Annotated in this window: 16 protein-coding genes; 1 reads left to right on the top strand and 15 read right to left on the bottom strand. The window is 54.7% G+C overall.

Annotation, left to right across the window (positions count from 1 at the left end; translation table 11 throughout):
• Positions 1-6: 6 nt before the first annotated feature.
• From tap to flhD, 13 genes are all read right to left on the bottom strand, one after another.
• Positions 7-1605 carry a methyl-accepting chemotaxis protein IV gene (tap, locus tag AAEY27_RS09365; protein ID WP_342324878.1) on the bottom strand — a complete coding sequence of 533 codons (1599 nt, stop codon included), beginning with the start codon at positions 1603-1605 and terminating at the stop codon, positions 7-9.
• A 42-nt stretch (positions 1606-1647) separates the two neighbouring features.
• Positions 1648-3309, bottom strand: a complete 1662-nt coding sequence (tar, locus tag AAEY27_RS09360; protein WP_342324876.1) for a methyl-accepting chemotaxis protein II — start codon at positions 3307-3309, stop codon at positions 1648-1650.
• Positions 3310-3395: 86 nt separating this feature from the next.
• Positions 3396-4358: a Csu type fimbrial protein gene (locus AAEY27_RS09355; RefSeq protein ID WP_342324874.1), complete on the bottom strand. Its 963-nt coding sequence runs from the start codon at positions 4356-4358 to the stop codon at positions 3396-3398.
• Entirely contained in the window at positions 4358-6754 is a 2397-nt protein-coding gene (locus tag AAEY27_RS09350) for a fimbria/pilus outer membrane usher protein (protein WP_342324872.1), read from the bottom strand. Before AAEY27_RS09350 ends, AAEY27_RS09355 begins: the two co-directional genes overlap by 1 nt.
• A complete protein-coding gene (locus AAEY27_RS09345) occupies positions 6730-7494 on the bottom strand; it encodes a fimbrial biogenesis chaperone (RefSeq protein ID WP_342324870.1) in 765 nt (254 codons plus the stop codon). Before AAEY27_RS09345 ends, AAEY27_RS09350 begins: the two co-directional genes overlap by 25 nt.
• A gap of 14 nt (positions 7495-7508) precedes the next feature.
• Positions 7509-8048 carry a Csu type fimbrial protein gene (locus AAEY27_RS09340; protein WP_425294660.1) on the bottom strand — a complete coding sequence of 180 codons (540 nt, stop codon included), beginning with the start codon at positions 8046-8048 and terminating at the stop codon, positions 7509-7511.
• Between the two features lie 25 nt (positions 8049-8073).
• Positions 8074-8643 carry a Csu type fimbrial protein gene (locus AAEY27_RS09335; protein ID WP_342324868.1) on the bottom strand — a complete coding sequence of 190 codons (570 nt, stop codon included), beginning with the start codon at positions 8641-8643 and terminating at the stop codon, positions 8074-8076.
• Positions 8644-9039: 396 nt separating this feature from the next.
• On the bottom strand, positions 9040-9543 hold the full coding sequence (gene cheW / locus AAEY27_RS09330; protein WP_342324866.1) for a chemotaxis protein CheW: 504 nt from the start codon (positions 9541-9543) through the stop codon (positions 9040-9042).
• Between the two features lie 22 nt (positions 9544-9565).
• Positions 9566-11617 (bottom strand): chemotaxis protein CheA, encoded by a 2052-nt coding sequence (gene cheA / locus AAEY27_RS09325; protein WP_342324864.1) that lies wholly within the window; start codon positions 11615-11617, stop codon positions 9566-9568.
• Between the two features lie 4 nt (positions 11618-11621).
• Complete coding sequence (gene motB / locus AAEY27_RS09320; RefSeq protein ID WP_342324862.1) at positions 11622-12569, bottom strand: flagellar motor protein MotB; 948 nt, start codon at positions 12567-12569, stop codon at positions 11622-11624.
• Entirely contained in the window at positions 12566-13453 is an 888-nt protein-coding gene (motA, locus tag AAEY27_RS09315; protein ID WP_342324860.1) for a flagellar motor stator protein MotA, read from the bottom strand. The genes motB and motA overlap by 4 nt, the downstream gene beginning before the upstream one ends.
• A 127-nt stretch (positions 13454-13580) precedes the next feature.
• Positions 13581-14159 carry a flagellar transcriptional regulator FlhC gene (gene flhC, locus AAEY27_RS09310; protein ID WP_342324858.1) on the bottom strand — a complete coding sequence of 193 codons (579 nt, stop codon included), beginning with the start codon at positions 14157-14159 and terminating at the stop codon, positions 13581-13583.
• A gap of 2 nt (positions 14160-14161) precedes the next feature.
• Complete coding sequence (gene flhD, locus AAEY27_RS09305; protein WP_342324856.1) at positions 14162-14512, bottom strand: flagellar transcriptional regulator FlhD; 351 nt, start codon at positions 14510-14512, stop codon at positions 14162-14164.
• A gap of 777 nt (positions 14513-15289) precedes the next feature.
• Here flhD and uspC point away from each other — a divergent pair.
• Positions 15290-15715 (top strand): universal stress protein UspC, encoded by a 426-nt coding sequence (uspC, locus tag AAEY27_RS09300; RefSeq protein WP_342324854.1) that lies wholly within the window; start codon positions 15290-15292, stop codon positions 15713-15715.
• Between the two features lie 36 nt (positions 15716-15751).
• On the opposite strand, the gene otsA is transcribed toward uspC, so the two are convergent.
• Together otsA and otsB are read right to left on the bottom strand one after the other, a co-directional pair.
• The gene (gene otsA, locus AAEY27_RS09295; RefSeq protein WP_342324853.1) at positions 15752-17176 is read right to left on the bottom strand and encodes an alpha,alpha-trehalose-phosphate synthase; all 1425 of its coding nucleotides are present in this window, start codon (positions 17174-17176) and stop codon (positions 15752-15754) included.
• Complete coding sequence (gene otsB, locus AAEY27_RS09290) at positions 17151-17957, bottom strand: trehalose-phosphatase (protein WP_342324851.1); 807 nt, start codon at positions 17955-17957, stop codon at positions 17151-17153. Before otsB ends, otsA begins: the two co-directional genes overlap by 26 nt.
• Positions 17958-18052 lie beyond the last annotated feature (95 nt).

Genomic DNA, 18052 nt, shown 5'->3' with positions numbered 1-18052 from the left:
CTCAGTTCAGGATGCAACAGGCACGGCTTTGGGCGGTGCCACTTCGGGTACTGCGACATGCTCTTCAATCTTAAATACAGCCACCATCGCGGTGAGGTTATCCGCCTGGTGTGCCAGTTGGTCGGTAGCTGATGCGGCCTCTTCTACCAGCGCCGCATTCTGTTGTGTCACCTGATCCATCTGAGTTACTGCCTGTGCTACCTGCTCAATACCGCGGCGTTGTTCATCTGACGCGGAGGCGATCTCGCCCATAATGTCGTTAACCTGAGTGATGGAGCGGACGATTTCGGTCATCGTCTGCGCGGCAGTATCCACCAGTTGGGAGCCCTGCTCGACGCGGGAAACCGACTCTTCAATCAGGTCTTTAATCTCTTTTGCCGCCTGCGCGCTGCGTGACGCCAGGTTGCGCACTTCTCCGGCGACCACGGCGAAACCGCGACCCTGCTCACCGGCGCGCGCCGCTTCCACGGCGGCGTTCAGCGCCAGAATATTGGTCTGAAACGCGATGCCATCAATCACGCTGATGATGTCGCCAATTTTCTGCGAACTGCGCGCAATCTCATGCATGGTGCTCGCCACGCTGGACGTTTGCTGCCCGCCTTTGGTCGCCGTTTGCGCCGCGCTCTGCGCAAGCTGGGAAGCCTGTCCGGCGTTTTCGGCGTTCTGGCTGACGGTCGCGGTCAGTTGTTCCATGCTGGCGGCGGTTTGCGCCAACGACGCGGCCTGTTCTTCGGTGCGCGCCGACAAGTCGGTGTTACCGGCGGCAATTTCCGAGATGCCGGTATGCATCGCGTGGCTGCCCTGGCGAACATCGCTCACCGTGGTGCGCAGCGCGTCCTGCATCTTTTTCAGGCTGGCGAAAATCGCCGAAATTTCGTTACGCCCGTAGACCATAATCGGCCGCGCCAGGTTGCCTTCGGCGATGCTGTCAAAATGACTGCTGATAATCGCCAGCGGTTGCACAATCATCTTGCGTGACCAGAACAGCGCCACGCTGGTCAGCAGGGCAGCCAGGATCACTACAGCAATGAAAATCACCGCCGAGCGGTGGTAGTTGCTTTCGCTGTCCGTTCTCGCCTGAACAGCAAAGTGGTTGATGTGTTTCTCCCACGCGCTGAAATTGGCATCAAACTTGGCCTGCGACTCCTGCACCGGCGCGGTCATAAAATCGGACAACTGGTTATTCTCAAGCCAGGTGGCCTGATGCTCCAGGTCGCCGCGCCAGGCGGCAAAACTGGCCTGCGTACCGTCCTGTAAAGCTTTGCCTTCCGGCGTCATCGCCGCATTGCCGACAAAAGCTTTTTCTGTTTCCGCCGCTGCTTTGAGGCTGGCTTTCGCCTGCGTCATCAGTGCTTTGATATCATCCGGCGGATAGCTCAGCGCGGTCAGCGTACCGGCTTTATTCAGCGCCGTGCTGGCCTGTAATAAAGTGGTGCGCATCTCCATCAGCGCGCTGCGCTGCTGGTTACTCTTTTCCACTTCTTGTAAATGGGAGGTGCTCTCCCTGAATGCCCAGAAAGACAACCCGTTACTGCCAACCTGCAAAACGCCACACACAATCAAAATCAAAAATAATGTTGTTGAGATACGAATTCGATTTAACATCAACGCCCCAAATGGCGGAAAAAGTCCGCGGTTAAGCACTGCTTAAAAGGTTTCCCAATTCTCTTCTTGTCCGGTGTCAAGTTGGCGACTCCGCGCCGGGGTCTGAGCGCGGCCTGCTGCCGGTGTAATAGCGTGCTGCGCCATGCCAGGTACAGAGGAAAGGCGGAAGGCCGATACCGCCTGCGTCAAACGACTGGCTTGTTCTTCTAAGGCTGCCGCTGCGGCCGCCGATTGTTGCACCAGTGACGCATTTTGCTGCGTGACACGGTCCATTTCGGAGACGGCCAGCGCAACCTGATCGATGCCGCGGCTCTGTTCATCAGATGCCGAGGCGATCTCACCCATGATGTCGTTCACCCGCGTAACCGCGTTGACGATGTCCGACATGGTTTCCCCTGCACTTTCCACCAGTACTGAACCGGTATCGACACGGGAAACAGAATCTTCAATTAATGATTTAATTTCTTTTGCCGCCTGGGCACTGCGGCTGGCGAGGTTACGCACTTCACCCGCCACGACCGCGAAACCACGGCCTTGCTCACCGGCGCGCGCCGCTTCCACCGCCGCGTTAAGGGCGAGGATATTGGTCTGGAAGGCAATACCATCAATCACGCTGATAATATCGGCGATTTTCTGCGAACTGGTGGCGATCTCGTGCATGGTTTTCACCACGCCATCGACCACTTTGCCGCCGCGTTCTGCGGTTTCGGAAGCGCTTTGCGCCAGTTGCGACGCCTGACGGGCGTTATCGGCGTTCTGTTTCACCGTCGCGGTCAACTCTTCCATGCTGGCGGCGGTCTCTTCCAGCGCGGAAGCTTGTTCTTCAGTTCGTGAGGAGAGATCGTTGTTACCGGCGGCAATTTCGCTGGTGCCGGAGTAAATCGCATCCGAGCCCTGGCGCACATTGGTGACGGTTTCAATCAAGGCGTTTTGCATATGATCCACGCTCTGCGCCAGTTCAGTCATTTCACTGCGGCCAGCAACGCGCAGCGAGTGCGTCAGGTTGCCGCTGGCGATTTCGCGGATGTGGGCGATCACCGCCGACAACGGCGAGAGCAGAATGCGACGGATGCCGTACCAAACGCCCGCCAGCACAATCACCAGCGCCAATGCGAGCACCGCCATCTGCCATTTGGCGAAGGTGTAATCACTGACGCTCTGATCCCAGGCGTTGCGATAGAGGCTGTCGCTCAGGCTGGCGTATTTCGCCATTGCGTCGCCGAGGGCGTTTTGCATGCCCTGCGTCGGCTGCGCCATGAAGCTGTTGATATTGCCGCTTTCGAGGAACTGCACCAGTTCGCTGAGCGCGGCGTGATAAGTCTGGTATTTCTCATCCAGCGTTTGGCGGGCGGCGTCCATTTCCGGGCGCGTTGGCAGCGCGCGGTAAGCGTCGTAATGTTTCGCCGCATCGGCCAGCGAGGCTTTCGCGCTGTTCAGCAAGTCGGTTTTGGCGCTGCTTTGTTGGTTGCTCGGGTCGAGCAACATACGCGCAGAAGAACGGCTCAGGTTGATACGGGTTTGCAGCATCAACTCCCAGGCTTTACCCAATTCCGTTTGCTGCATGCGCAAGTCATTGGAGACCGCAAAACTTTGCTGGTTTTGCTTAAGCGACGAGAAAAAAAGTCCCCCGGAAACGAGCTGCAACAGTGCGAAGACCACCAGCACGCTCATAAGCAGAGTAACGACGCGGATACGGTTCAACATGCAACACCTTCTTCATAAGTGATTAACGGTGTTATCGGCATCCGGCCAGGGAACTTTACATTTGCGAAAGGGAATTAAATTGTCGCTTAAAAAGTGATATCGACAGTCAACGTATCGCTGTAGGTTCCTCCCGGCGGTGTGGTCTGCGACGTCAGCACCTGCGCGGTGTAATTGTAGGTACGTAACAAGCCGTCGGTACTGACTTGCGATGACACGCCGCTCGACCAGCGATCGGCGCCGACACTTCCCCAGCGGCTGGTGGTTCCCGCTTTGTAAATCTCATAACTCAGGCGATTGCTGCCGCTCGCCATATTGCGCACGCTGCCGTTGGCATAAAGACCGTTATTGATACCGACCGTATAGGTGCTGCCTTTGGTACAGGTAATGGCGATGGATTGCGAAATGGTCGGGAAAGAGCGCACCAGCGGCGCGCTACCAAAATTGACGTTCGGCGCGCTGATGGTGGTGCAGTCGTTGGTGATGGTGCCGGTTATTTGTGTGCTGGTCGAGGCGGTACCGACTTGCGCCGTGGAACACAGCCCCAGCAGACCAACAGCACAGATGTTATAAGCGACGCTGAAGTTAAGCGTCACCCGGTACGGCCCGGCAGAGACATTCTGCCCCGGCACGGTCATAAAATAGAGTGGCAACGTATAGGTTTTCGAACCGAGCAGCGCCAGCAGCGTCGGGCCACTCCAGGTGTAGCCCGTACCGCCGATCACCGCCTCGCTGTTATTGGCACAGTTCGCCTGCCCGCAGACGCGAATCGGGATGGTATCCGCGACGGTCGCGTCATCGGTGCGTTTCATCACCCCACGGTTGGTCGCGGTGGCCGATGCGCCAATTAATGTCAGCGTCGCCGAGTCGTTGGTGAGCAGGTTGAGCGTCGCATCGCATTGCAAAATCAAGTTAGCGGTGGTGCTCTGCGCGGTAGCGTTGAGCACAAACGAGGTGACGGTGCCGAATGCGCCGTTGGTGGTGCTGACGGTGCACGCCGACCAGGCCTGGCCGGTACAGAACAGTAAAATGAAAAAGAGAAGCCGACGCATTATGGATTCCTCCGGCAGGTAAGCGGCCCGTAGGTCTGCAATTTATGTTCGGGATTGGGAGCGACCGTGAAACTCGCATCGCAGCTTCCCCCTTCCGGCAAGCGGACATGCAGCGGGTTAACATCGTCAAGCGTTTCCAGCCAGGCGATGCCGTCATAGCCAACGATGGCGGTGGCTTTACCTGTGCGATCCACCAGGCTGGCAACCGGAATCGCCTCGCCGTTTTCGTCATGCAAAATCACGCTGGCGACGCGCTCCTGCACCATCGGGAATTCCACCAGGTAACCACTGTGGCGGCGCAGGGAGATTTTCCGTTCGGTGTCTTTCAGGCGAGTATCCGCCGGGAGATTGAGCGTGTCGATGCTGTAACTGGCCGGGTAATAGGCCGACACGCCGCTGACCAGCAGATAACCATTGTCGTCGGTTACGCCGACCGGCTGGTTTTCATAATTCACCGGCACGTTGGCGTGCCCGCCGGTGCTGATCACCGCAAAGGCGTCGTTGATGCGGTTGGCAGCAAACACCTGGCCGTCCATCAGCACCACGGAACCGAGCGCTTCGCCCCACCAGGTCATCATGTCGCGCTCACCATATGCGCCGCCCTGCAATTCGACTTTATTATTGCGCCAGCCAAGTGTGCCTTGCTGGTACGTTTTATTATCCGCCTGACGTGCCAGCGCCATGTTCCAGCTAAAGCCGCCGTCTGTCGGCATCACGTGGTTGTAGTTGATCCGCTGCGTACTGCCTGCATCCGGCGTTTTCTCCATGGTGATGGCGGCGCTGTCGGTTTCGCCGATCGGAATTTGCAATGACATGGCAAAGGTCCAGTCGCCTTGTTGGTTATCGCGGCTGGCGGCGAGGTAAATACTGCTGCTGCCCCACAGGTTGCGGCTCCAGGAGAGGTTCAGCAGTTCGGTTTTGTCGTTGTCGAAGCTGCGCACGCCGATCCACGCCGCGCCAACGTTACCGTAATTGCCCATATTAAAAGTCAGCGAATATTGGTCAGTATTGCGGCTCAGGCTGGCAATCGGCGTTCGCTCCCCGCCCTGACGCATATCGTTGTAATTACCGATTTGGTCATACAGCGCCAGGTTGCCGAACGCCGCCGTGCGGCGGCTATGTTGCGTGTTCACGCTAAACAGGCTGGTGTTGTACTGGTAACCCCAGGTGAACTGGTTGCCGTCTTCGCCGTACATATGGCTTTGCGTCCACGCGCTGTTCACCACGCCTAAGCGGCCCAGTTTTACCACCGCGCCCGCGCCGCCAAGCGCCAGCGACTCGGCCCCTTCGCCGTGGGCTTCCAGAGTTAAATAATCGTTGACGCCATAACGATACGAGCCGCTTCCTACCAGCGGCCCGTAATCAAAATTGTCCACCCCGTAATTTCGCCGCAGCGAACCGACCGTAATCGCGCCATCGCTGAGACCCGGTTTGAGAAGATCGCTGGCGACATAGAAAGGTAACGTGGTACTGACCTGCCGCCCGAGCGCATCAGTCGTGACCAGCACCGCGTCACCGGCGCCGTTGATATAAGGCATGTTGGTCAGTGTGAAGGGGCCGGGCTGAATCTGTGTGTTCCCGGCGCGGTAACCATTAATGAAGACGTCGACCGAAGTGGGAACCGCCGCTTCACCGGAAAACGCCGGAATCGGCCAGGTCACCAGATCCGGGCGCAGCGAGAAATCCCGCCCGTAACGCAAGCCCCCCACGCGCACGCTGCTGCTCCAGGTTAACGCGTCGGTTATCACATCCCCGACATCCCATTGCGTGGCGTCATCTTCATCGAGGAAAGTGAGGGTGGAGTCATAACGCACATAGCCCTCTTGCTGCTCCATATCGCCAGTGATCGTTTTGCGCAGCGAACCGGTGGAAGAGAACGTGCCATTGCCGTTGAAGTAACGAAACTCATGCCATAACGCCGCCTGCCCGCCCGCATGTTCCGTGGTGCTGGTATAGACGTCGTAGTTGAGCAGTGCGCCCTGCCCGTATTTCGGTTCGCTGCGTTTTGCATTGCCGGAAAAGGCGGTGTCGCGTTCCGGCACCCACTCTTTGGGCACCGTCAGCAATAAGCGCTGGCCTTCGCTGTCGTATTCGGCGCGCACATTTGGCAAGGTCGAGAGATTGACTTCGCCCTGCGGCAGATGCTCCGCGGGGATCCCCGCGTGCAGCAGATCCGCGTTCGAGATGTAAAAATCATTCTGCCGCCGGGTCACCGGCACGACTTGTTGCGTGTCGTAATGGTTGATTACCAGACCTAAGTGAAAAACAGCCTGTTCGTTGATCGCCCGCGCATCCGGCGGCGGCGGTAACCCATCGTCGCCTTGCTGCGCCCAGGCCGAACTTCCCAGCAGCATGATTGTCACCGGCAGGATCAGTTGCCCGCGGACGACTGCCATTGGCCTTCCCGCGCGTTAATCGTCGCGTTCAGCTCCGATGGATTGGTAACACTGGCCGGCAATGGCCAGCTGCGCGCGCTGTGCGGAAGAACGTAACCGAGTAAGCCATCGGCGATTTGCCGCATCTGGCCGCCCTGGCGTACCCGCACTTTACTTAACCGGACGTGAACATCGCCGTCGTTACGGACTTCGAGCGCCGGACGACCACCGTCACGCACCACCCGCCAGCTCAATTTGGCCGGATCGGCCACCGCATGGTGTGCGCCTTCGGTGTTGGTTTGGATGCCCTGCCCGTAAGCAAAGAGTGGAATGGAGTAACGCATTTGCAGTTTCAGGCCGATTTGCGGGTTTGCGGTGTCTTCCGGCTGCGGGATCTCATCGACAATAATTCGGTAGGCCTGTTCTTTGCCGGTGGGGATGTGCACCTGTTTGATCAGGCGAATGAGCTGTTTTCCCTCTTTGTCGATGCGCACGATAGGCGGGCTGGCGACCACATCGTTTTGTTGCTGGTAACGCTCAAGGCCGCCCTCTTGGGTCCAGCGCACGATGCGCACCTGCATGGTGGCTGGGGTTTCGCCCTGATTTTGAATCCACAATTCGGTGGCATTCGTTGTCGCGCCGAGCCAGGGGTCGATGGGCCAGAGTAAGATGGTTGCCGCTGCTTGCGCTTTTCCCGCCGTCAGTGTCAGCGCGCCCGCCAGCAATAAGCCTGCCGCGCGGGCAGACGAGGTGACGTTCATGCACTTCTCCCTTTTCACCATGACAATGTCACGGTCAGTTGATCTGTATAGTTTCCTGCCGGGCTAAACCCGGTGAGTTGCGCCGCGCCAAAAATCGCCAGCGAAATGTTATTGCCATCGGTATACGCCACGGAGACGGCCTGATTGACGCCAATTTCCGTATTCGCCGCCAGCGTACTGCTGCTGTAAATGCGGTACGGCACACGCTCAGTCCCGCCGCTGCGCTGCATATTGCGCACGGTGGAATAATTCTGCCCGCCGTTGATGCTCATACTGAGCGCCACGCCCGGCGTGCACCCCAAAGAGAGTGAGGCGTTGGGGACAAAAGAGGTGGTCACCTGCCCGCTTTGTACACCCGTTCGGGTGCCAAAATTGAGCGCACCGAGCGCCCCGCCACTGCCGCTCACCACTGAGCACCCCGGCGTTATTGTTGCGCCCACGGTGAATGTTTGCGTCGTCACCGCGAGCGCTTCTTGTCGCGCCAGCATTCCCAGCAGAATCAGCCCTGAAATTGCGCGCAGAACTCCCCGGTTCCCCCGCAGGGAAACACGCACGCTGCCCTTTCTCATAGGAAGAGGTTTAGTACGTCACACTCACGTTAATCGTATCGGTGTAAGTCCCTGGTACGACGGTCACGCTGTTCCCGCCTCCGGTGATTCGCCCGTAGAGTGTGTAGTTGTCGACGCCGCCTGTGGTGGAGGCGCGAGGAATGTTGGTGTTGTTGGCGATAACGTTACTGAAACCGCTATCGCTGTAGAGGCTGTACGCCACGCCCTGGGTGGTGTTCGCCGCGTTAACCAAATAACGCGCCGGTGTGCCCGGCGTGCCGATAACCGTACCCGGCGCGGTGGAGTTGGTGTTACCGGTGATCTGCACGGTGTAATCGGTGGTGGTACATTGAATACCGAAGCTGTTACCGCCGCTGGCGCCGGTTAACTGCGTGGTGAGCTGCGAGAAGGTCGCCGGGTGCGTACCAAAATCCAGCGTACCGAAGTTGATCCCGTTCTGGCTCGGCGAACCGTTAATCAGACAACCATTCGTCAGCGTTAATGTTGCACCAATGGTACCGCTACTGGTGACCGCCTGAGCATTCTGCCCAACCATCACCAGCGCGCCACTTGCCAGCACATAAAGAAGTTTTCTGTTCATGTTGTCGCCTCCGAAGATGCCGTGTGCCATTCATTACCCAATCAATGAGTCACCCGGGAAAAACGCAAAAAAAGAAACAAAGTAAAAAAACGCAGGAATAACTGAAATTTAGTTTACGTCGGAGGGTTCAACCACTTTGACGAAGCGCGAAAATGTAACGCGCTCGTTAACATTTTTAATGAATAGATTCAGAAGGTTAAGTGCACTTTTTGCAAAAAATGTCAGCAATTGCAAACGATATATGCATGAAAATGTGACAATTATCTCAATATATTTAAATGTGTAAAAAGAAGATATTAGAAAGGGTAAATCGTGCTTAAGCGTTGCTGAAGGGTAAAGCGGGGTTTGGCGGGTGGGAAATAAATGGGCGGATGATTATTTCACCCGCCCGTTAAATTACGCTACGTGGGTCGCCGCGATGTCCAGCAGCGCCATTTCGTCGCTGTTGAGCAGTTTTTCGATGTTCACCAGAATCAGCATACGGTCGCCGAGCGCGCCGAGGCCGGTCAGGTATTCAGTCGACAGGGTGACAGCGAATTCCGGCGCCGGGCGAATCTGGTCCGCCGCCAGCGACAGCACGTCAGACACGCCATCCACCACGATACCGACCACGCGCTGACCGAGGTTCAGCACGATGACCACCGTGTTTTCGTTGTATTCGACGTCGCCCTGGCTGAACTTCACGCGCAGGTCGACAATCGGCACGATCACGCCGCGCAAGTTGGTCACACCTTTAATAAAGTCTGGGGTATTGGCGATGCGGGTCACCTGATCATAGCCACGAATTTCCTGCACTTTGAGAATATCGATGCCGTACTCTTCATCGCCCAGCGTGAATACCAGGAATTCCTGACCTGATGGCTCGCCCGCCAGTTTTGCTACATTACTCATACCGGTCATGTTTTATACCTTTTTAACTAAATCAGGCGGCTGTGTGCGCCATACGATGTTCACGATTCAACCCCTGCAACGCTGATACATCAACGATCAGCGCGACACTACCATCACCGAGGATGGTGGCGGCAGAAATCCCCGGCACTTTGCGATAGTTACTTTCCAGGTTTTTCACTACCACCTGGTGCTGACCAATCAGTTGGTCGACCAACAACGCGTAGCGACGACCTGCGCTTTGCAGAATAACGACAATCCCCTGCGTGGCTTCGGTTTTCGCGCCCATGACGTCAAACACTTTCCACAGTTCCACCAGCGGCAGGTATTCGCCGCGCACTTCCAGTACGCGCTCGCCGCCGGCCAGCGGGTGCAGATCTTCTTCGCGCGGCTGCAAGGATTCCATGACAGCGTTGAGCGGCAGAATAAAGACTTCGTTATTCACTTTCACTGACATGCCGTCGAGGATCGCCAGCGTCAGCGGCAGCAGGATACGGATGGTCGTACCGGTGCCTTGCTTCGATTTGATTTCAACGTGGCCACCCATTTCCTGGATGTTACGTTTTACGACGTCCATCCCGACACCACGGCCAGAAACGTCCGTCACTTGTTCTGCAGTCGAGAAGCCCGGCGCGAAAATCAGCATCCCGACTTCTTCATCGGTCATGTTTTCGTTAACCGCCATCCCTTGCGAAATGGCTTTCGCAAGGATTCGCTCGCGGTTAAGACCTGCGCCATCGTCGGTCACTTCGATGCAGATATTGCCGCCCTGGTGTTCCGCAGAAAGAATCAGGTTACCAGTCGGCGACTTACCGGCTTCGACACGTTTTTGCGGCGTTTCAATACCGTGGTCGAGGCTGTTACGCACGAGGTGCGTTAACGGGTCGATAATGCGTTCGATCAGGCTCTTATCCAGTTCGGTCGAGCTACCTTGCAGCGTCAGTTCGACCTGTTTGTCGAGTTTGCTTGCCAGGTCGCGCACCAGACGCGGGAAGCGGCTGAAGACATATTCCATCGGCATCATACGGATGGACATGACCGACTCTTGCAAGTCACGGGCGTTGCGCTGCAACTGGGTCATGCTGGTGATCAAATCACCGTGCGTTACCGGATCCAGCTCATTTGAGCGCTGGGCCAGCATCGACTGGGTGATCACCAGTTCGCCCACCAGATTGATCAACTGATCCACTTTTTCGACCGCCACACGGATGCTGGTGGATTCGCTGCCGCGCGCCGGTTTTTCGCGGCCTGCCGGTTGTTCTTTTGGCACGGCTTTCAGCACCGGCGCAGTGGCCGGTGTTGTTGCTGGAACGGCGGCTTCAACCGGTGCTTCTGCGACTTCAGCAACACCTTCAGCCACCGCTTCAGCGGCGACCGGGGCGGCGGCTTTTTCAAACGCAATCTGGTCGGCTTCGATAACAAAGCACAGCACGGCGATAATATCGTCTTCGCTGATGCCGCCATCGAGGGTCGCGCTCAGGCTATCGGCACCTTTCACGACATCGCTCAGGGTACCGAGGTTACCGAGTTCTTCTTCCAGCAGCCCGACTTCGTTCTCTTTCAGACGCGTCAGGACAATGCGCAATTTTCCGTCGCTTTCAGCTTGCGGTGCGGTAGTGGTGTCAGCGGCCAGCGCAGCACTTTCTACAACGGAGAGTTTTGCGCCACTGGTGGCCGCAGGAACACCTTCTCCTTTCGCTTCCAGCGCCAGCTGGCGCAGGGCATTGCAGATATATTCAAAGCTGGCAGCATCTGGCTCTTGAGAGCTTTTATAGGCGTCGAGCTGTTCCTGCATAATATCTTTGGTTTCCAAAAACAGGTTGATGATGTCGGTGTTAAGCTGCATTTCGCCGCGCCGGGCTTCATCCAGCAGGTTTTCCATCAGATGCGTGGTTTCCTGCAAGACGGTAAAGCCAAACGTTCCCGCACCACCTTTAATGGAGTGTGCGGCACGGAAGATGGCGTTGAGCTGTTCTGAATCTGGCGCTTCCGGCACCAAATCCAACAAATGTTGTTCCATATCGGCCAACAGTTCGTCAGCCTCATCAAAAAATGTTTGGTAAAAATCACTAATATCCATGCTCACGCTATCACCTCGGATTGGCTTGTGGCGATGTAGGAACTGCTACCGGAGCCGCTGGCGCGGGGGCGAGTGCAGGCTCTGGCTGTGTAATCGCGCTTATCGGCGCACTCTGACTTTCGGCGTTCTCATGCAAAATGGCCGCTTCTGCCTGTTTGTTGAGCACCAAAAGACTAATTCGGCGGTTAATTGCATCATTCGGTCCTCGGTCAGCAAGGCGCATTGTCGCTGCCATGCCGACCACGCGGAGAACCTTGCCATCATCAAGCCCACCGGCAACCAGCTCGCGGCGCGACGCGTTAGCGCGATCGGCAGACAGCTCCCAGTTGCTGTACCCTTTATCGCCATTGGCGTAGGGGTAATCATCGGTGTGGCCGGAGAGGCTCACTTTGTTCGGAATGCCGTTCAGCACCGGGGCAATCGCCCGTAAAATATCGCGCATATAAGGTTCGACTTCTGCGCTACCGGTTTTAAACATCGGCCGGTTTTGGCTGTCGATAATCTGAATGCGCAAGCCTTCCTGCACGAGGTCGATTTTCAAATGCGGGCGTAACGCGCGCAGTTTCGGATCGGCCTCAATTAACTGGTCTAAATCACCGCGCAATTTACTTAAGCGCGATTGCTCCATGCGTCGTTTTAAGTCATCAATGTTCGGCTGTTTTTGCACTTCGCCGTGTTGCTGTGTGTAGTCATCGCCACCGCCCGGAATCGGGCTGTCGCTATTGGAAATTCTCGGCCCACCCGTGACCGCGGTCGCCAGCGGCGTACGGAAATATTCCGCAATCTGGATAAGCTCTTTTGGGCTGGAGATAGAGATCAGCCACATCACCAGGAAGAACGCCATCATCGCCGTCATAAAGTCGGCATAGGCAATCTTCCAGGAGCCATGTCCGCCGCCGCCATGGCCTTTATGTTTTTTTCGTCTGACTACGACGATCGGATGGGACTGGTTTTTCATGCGTCCTCAGTGGTCGTCTGTTGGTTAGGATTGCGGACCGCACGCACGTGTTCATCCAGTTCGATAAACGACGGACGCTCGCTGGAGTACAGCGTTTTACGACCAAATTCGACGGCGATTGGCGGCGCATAACCATTCAGGTTCGACAGCAGTGTGATTTTCACACACTGCATCATTTTGGCGGTTTCGGCACTCTTCTGGCGCAAAACGCTGGCCAGTGGAGAGATAAAACCGTATGCCAACAAAATGCCGAGGAATGTTCCGACCATGGCGTGCGCAATCAACGCGCCCAGTTCAGCGGCCGGACGATCTGCCGAAGCCAGCGCGTGAACCACGCCCATGACTGCCGCGACGATACCGAACGCCGGAAGCGAGTCGCCCACCGCCGACAGGGCGTTAGCCGGGACTTCCGCTTCACTTTCGTGGGTTTCGATCTCTTCATCCATCAGTGCTTCGATTTCGAAGGTGTTCATGTTGCCGCTGATGATCAGACGCAGGTAATCGACAATAAATTCCAGCATCGTTGCGTCCGCTAAAATGCGCGGATAGCTGGCGAAAATTTCGCTCTCTTTCGGGTTTTCAATATCCCGCTCTAAAGAGAACATCCCTTGTTGGCGCGACTTCGCCATCAGGCGATAGAGCAGTGCCAGCAAGTCCATATACATACTTTTTGTATATTTCGAACGGCGAAACAGCAAAGGCATCGCTTTCAGCGTTCCTCTGATGGCTTTCCCGTTGTTGCCTACGATAAATGCACCTACCCCCGCGCCACCGATGATGAGCAGTTCAGACGGTTGATAAAGTGCGCCAAGTTCCCCGCCGGTCATAATATAACCGCCGAAGACTGCACCAAGAACAACCAGGTAACCTAAAACGATAAGCACGACATCATCCTTCTGCTAATGACTAAGGCTCGGGATAAACATTTCGGAGGGGTTTAACGAATAACAGGTAAAAAAAAAGCAGCGGCATAAATGCACCGCTGCTGGAGTGTTTTTCCACCTGGTTCGGTTAAACAGCCTTTGCGATCTGTTCATCCAGCAGTTGTGGAATAATATCGGCAGCATCACCGGAAAGTTTACGTCTTTTTACCGCGCGAGACGGCGGCTGGCATAAACTGCAGGCGAAACTCCCAACAGGCTGATGCGCATGAGTAATAAAATTACCACCGCAGCAATTACAGCGTGACAACTCCAGCAATCCGCTCTCCACGAAACGAACCAATGTCCAGGCGCGAGTCAGCGCCAGCAGTGGTCCTTCCTCAGCTTGAGGGCATTGTTCGAGATAAAGTCGGTAGGCTTTGATGACTGCGTCAACGCCGCTGCAAAGACCGGTCTTTAACAAAAACTGCCAGGCGTTACAGAACATCGACGCGTGGATATTTTGTTCCCAGGTCATAAACCAGTCGGTGGAGAATGGCAGCATGCCTTTTGGCGGTGGGCTACCACGCAACTCTTTATAAAGTTTGATAAGACGACCACGGCTAAGCTGCGTCTCACTCTCCAGCATTTGTAAACGCGCACCCAGCGTAATCAGTTCCATTGCTAACTGAATATCGCGTGCTTCCTGAACAATGCTCTTCTCGCTCATGGTTAAGCCCTTTTCTTCCTGGCCGCGTCGCCGGTTTGAGTTGATTCGTTGAGCAGGCGCGTTGAAAGTAAAATACCGGTGTGGACTTGCTGCAAATCATCCACGCGAGATTCTTGGGTCAGACGAGTAATAGTCTGATGACTGTCAAAACGGAACTGGCAGATCAGCTGATTAGTTTCAGCTAATTTAACCATTTGTGGCAGGGTTAACTCACCCAGTGTAGTCGCCATCTCTTCATTAATACCGAGACGGAACATGGCGGACGCTTTGTCCTGGCTGATCAGACGCTGAGCAAGAAGTAAATACGACAGATTGATGTCATAAACGTGTTTCAGCAACTCGGATGTATGCATTTTTCCCATCCCGAATAACCAACTTGTACTTATGCGGTGGAACCGCACCCCGTGATGTCGCCGGGAAAAAACCCGGTATAAAAAAGAAAGGCCAAATGCATAACTGACTTAGGATCTCGCGAGCAAGGCGCTTCGCTCAAATGTTAATACCTTGCTACGCTCTTAATCATTTCTTACAAAGAACTAAGATTTTTCCTAATTCGACGCAACTGTACTCGTAGGTGCTGACACATACAATCTGACTAGTGTGAAAATTTGAAATTTTTGTGATCCACGTCACATAATTTAAGTGATTATGGACAAGAAATCTATCAGTCCCGCTTGTGAGTTGATTGTTTTTTGTTCTATTAACCCTCTTTTCTATTCCAATTATCCGAATACTCATGCAAAACACAGCGGGAATGCATCAACTGGTCTGAGGTGTTCGATACCAATCAGTTAACATTTAACAAACCGTATCTAACTCAGAGACAAAAATAAAAATACATATAAAACAATAGATTAAGATTTAAGCATCGCTAATTAATTAACCAAAGTGACCATTTCAAATTTGTTAATCGGTACGATTGATAATTTAACAATCTAACCGTAAATTCTTTGAATTTAGGTTAAGACTCTAAATTCGATTAACACGGTTAAAGCGCGACCAGGTCATTTATTAAGAATAATTAATGAATATTTATGATTACCTTCACAGACCTGTCATATTCGTGGGTTGCACTGGCTCGACAAACGGAGTAATGGTGAGAAAATCTTGATTGCCACGGGGAGTGAGGAATGAATTATGCTCATCTTCTGGTCGCTGTAGCCGTCACGCCAGAAAGCCAACAATTACTGGCGAAAGCCATTGATATTGCCCGCCCTTTTAATGCCCGCATTAGCCTGATTACCCTGGCTTCAGACCCAGAGCTGTATAACCACCTGGCCGCGCCGATGATGGAAAATGTACGTGAAGTGTTGCAGGAAGAGACGCAGCAGTTTCTCGACGAACTCATCAAAAACGCAAATTATCCTATCGAACGCGCGCTGATTGCTTCCGGCGAACTGAGTGAACATATCCTGCATACCTGTCGCAATGAAGGGGTCGATTTAGTGGTGTGCGGGAATCATAACCAGACGTTTTTTTCGCGTGCCGCCTGTTCGGCGAAAAGCATTGTGCATGCCAGTGAAGTGGATGTGCTGCTGGTACCGTTGCGGGAGTAAACGAAACGCTCCCACCGAAGCGGGAGCGTTTTTAGATCAGGCTAGTTTGGGGAACGTCGCCACTTTACTTTGTAGCTGACTCTGCGCGCTACGTGGCGTGATCTGCTTTAGATCGCTGAGAAACCTCTGCTGCCAGTGTTCAATATCGTTTTCTTTGATGACTTTCAGCATTTCGGCGTGACGGGAAATACGTTCCGCCAGCGGCATGCGCAAAGCGCGATCCATTGCCGCCGCCACATCATCGCGATCGTAAGGGTTAACCAGCAGCGCGGAAGTTAACTCGTTGGCCGCACCGGCGAATTGCGATAACACCAATACGCCAGGGTCTGCCGGATCCTGCGCGGCAACATACTCTTTCGCCACCAGGTTCATGCCATCGCGTAGCGGCGTCACCAACCCGACTTCCGCGTAACGGAACACTTTCATCAGCACTTTGCGATCAAAATGCTGGTTGAGGTAATAAAGCGGCGTCCAACCAAGCTGGCCGTATTTACCGTTAATGCGCCCTGCTTCCGTCTCCAGTTGATGCCGAATGTCTTGATACGCCTGCACTTCGCCACGGGAAGTCGGCGCAATCTGCGTATAACGGATTTTGCCGTGATGCTGCGGGAACTTCTCCAGCAGGGTTTCATAGGCAAGGAAGCGCTCCGGCAAACCTTTGGAGTAATCCAAACGCTCAACCGAGAAGATGTTCTTCACATTCTTCAGTTCGTTCTTCAGTTGCGCCAGCTTTGGTGGCAACGGACCAGCGGCCTGCTGGGCAATCTCTTTCGGCTCGATACCAATCGGGTAGACCTCGGTGCGGAAGCTTTTGCCCCACGCCACATGCTCTTTCCCGTGACGCGTAGTCAGCCGCGTTTGCATCGACAAGCTGTCAAGGAACGCCAGGCGGTCACTTTCCGTCTGGAAGCCCAGCAGATCGTAATCACACAGTTGTTCCAGCAATTCCGCATGTGGCGGTAACGCGTTGAAGATCTCCGGTGTCGGGAAAGGGATATGCAGGAAGAAGCCGATTTGGTTGTTCACACCGCGTTGGCGCAGCTCACTGGCGAACGGCAACAAGTGATAATCATGGACCCACAGAATATCGTCCTCTTTCAACAGCGGCAGCAGTTTGTCCGCCAGCAACGCATTGACTTCCTGATAGCCATCCCAGGCTTCGCGCTGATATTTGACTAAATCCAGACGGTAGTGGAAAGCGGGCCATAACACGGCGTTGGAAAACTGCGAATAATACTGATCGTAATGCTCTTCACTGAGGTTAAAAGAGGCCCAGGTAATGTTGCCCTTTGTCACCTTTTTTAGCGGTTTATCCTCATCGCCAATTTCACCGCTCCAGCCAAACCATAGCCCACCGGTCGCTTTCAATGCGCCCAGAATCCCTACAGCCAGCCCGCCAGCGCTGGACTTTTTATCATCAGGCGGTGCAATACGATTAGATACTACGACTAAGCGACTCATAGCCATCTCTCCTGTTTGTTAGCGCCTTTTCTTGTTGTTGTTGATGGTCGGTTATACGTTCCAGCCACTGATAAACATCCCCGACATCGGCCAGCCGCCACTGCGCTTGCGTCGCGCCGCTGCCGACTTTTATCGAGACGCCGCCCAGTTTATTGACGGCTTTAAAACCATGCTCATCGGTCAGATCGTCACCCAGAAACACCGGTGTCCTGCCGGCGAATGGCGGAGTACGTAAAAAAGCCTCTATGGCTGCGCCCTTATGAATGCCGGACGGTTTGAGTTCAACCACGCATTTGCCCGGCTGCATCGCCAGTTGCGGGAAGTGCTCAACCATTTTTTTCGCCAGCGCAAAAACCGCCTCTTCATGTTGCGGCGCCTGACGGTAATGCAAAGCAAACGCCATGCCTTTGGCTTCAAGTTTGACGCCGTCAAGAGACGACAGCCCCTGCTGGAGCGCCTGCTCCAGTGGTATTAACACCTCTTTCGGTAGTGTGACTCGCTCGGTTTGACCATTGATATCGCGGCGCTCGGCCCCATGCACCCCGGCAAGGGGGAAGCGATAAGGTTTAACAAGCTGTTCAAGCTCGTTAATTGAACGCCCTGAAATCAACGCCAGCGCCCCGCTGTTCATCTTTGCAAGCAATGAAAGTCTCGCCAGCACATCATCTGGAACAAAGACATCTTCCGGGCGTGGTTTGATGTCGGCGAGGGTGCCATCCAAATCGAAAAAAAAGGCAAAATTACCGGAAAAGAGAGGCGGTATAGATAACGCGTCTTCCACCCTGGTTTCCTCCTTACAGTTATCATGAGAGCCGTTTATCACTAACGTCTCATTATCATTAGCCATGTAAGTATAGACAGTGTGACGGCGCTCGC

It is taken from the genome of Kosakonia sp. BYX6 (assembly GCF_038449125.1).
GTDB classification, from domain to species: Bacteria; Pseudomonadota; Gammaproteobacteria; order Enterobacterales; family Enterobacteriaceae; genus Kosakonia; species Kosakonia calanthes.
The sequence above is the reverse complement of the archived record's forward strand: the minus strand, read 5'-3'. Positions and strand labels throughout refer to the sequence as shown.

What these genes read in the sequence shown, in the direction of transcription:
- tap (WP_342324878.1), bottom strand. Translation starts at nt 1,605, where the DNA reads ATGTTAAATCGAATTCGTATCTCAACAACATTATTTTTGATTTTGATT.
- cheW (WP_342324866.1), bottom strand. Translation starts at nt 9,543, where the DNA reads ATGACCGGTATGAGTAATGTAGCAAAACTGGCGGGCGAGCCATCAGGT.
- otsA (WP_342324853.1), bottom strand. Translation starts at nt 17,176, where the DNA reads ATGAGTCGCTTAGTCGTAGTATCTAATCGTATTGCACCGCCTGATGAT.
- flhD (WP_342324856.1), bottom strand. Translation starts at nt 14,512, where the DNA reads ATGCATACATCCGAGTTGCTGAAACACGTTTATGACATCAATCTGTCG.
- uspC (WP_342324854.1), top strand. Translation starts at nt 15,290, where the DNA reads ATGAATTATGCTCATCTTCTGGTCGCTGTAGCCGTCACGCCAGAAAGC.
- flhC (WP_342324858.1), bottom strand. Translation starts at nt 14,159, where the DNA reads ATGAGCGAGAAGAGCATTGTTCAGGAAGCACGCGATATTCAGTTAGCA.
- tar (WP_342324876.1), bottom strand. Translation starts at nt 3,309, where the DNA reads ATGTTGAACCGTATCCGCGTCGTTACTCTGCTTATGAGCGTGCTGGTG.
- AAEY27_RS09345 (WP_342324870.1), bottom strand. Translation starts at nt 7,494, where the DNA reads ATGAACGTCACCTCGTCTGCCCGCGCGGCAGGCTTATTGCTGGCGGGC.
- AAEY27_RS09335 (WP_342324868.1), bottom strand. Translation starts at nt 8,643, where the DNA reads ATGAACAGAAAACTTCTTTATGTGCTGGCAAGTGGCGCGCTGGTGATG.
- AAEY27_RS09355 (WP_342324874.1), bottom strand. Translation starts at nt 4,358, where the DNA reads ATGCGTCGGCTTCTCTTTTTCATTTTACTGTTCTGTACCGGCCAGGCC.
- motB (WP_342324862.1), bottom strand. Translation starts at nt 12,569, where the DNA reads ATGAAAAACCAGTCCCATCCGATCGTCGTAGTCAGACGAAAAAAACAT.
- AAEY27_RS09350 (WP_342324872.1), bottom strand. Translation starts at nt 6,754, where the DNA reads ATGGCAGTCGTCCGCGGGCAACTGATCCTGCCGGTGACAATCATGCTG.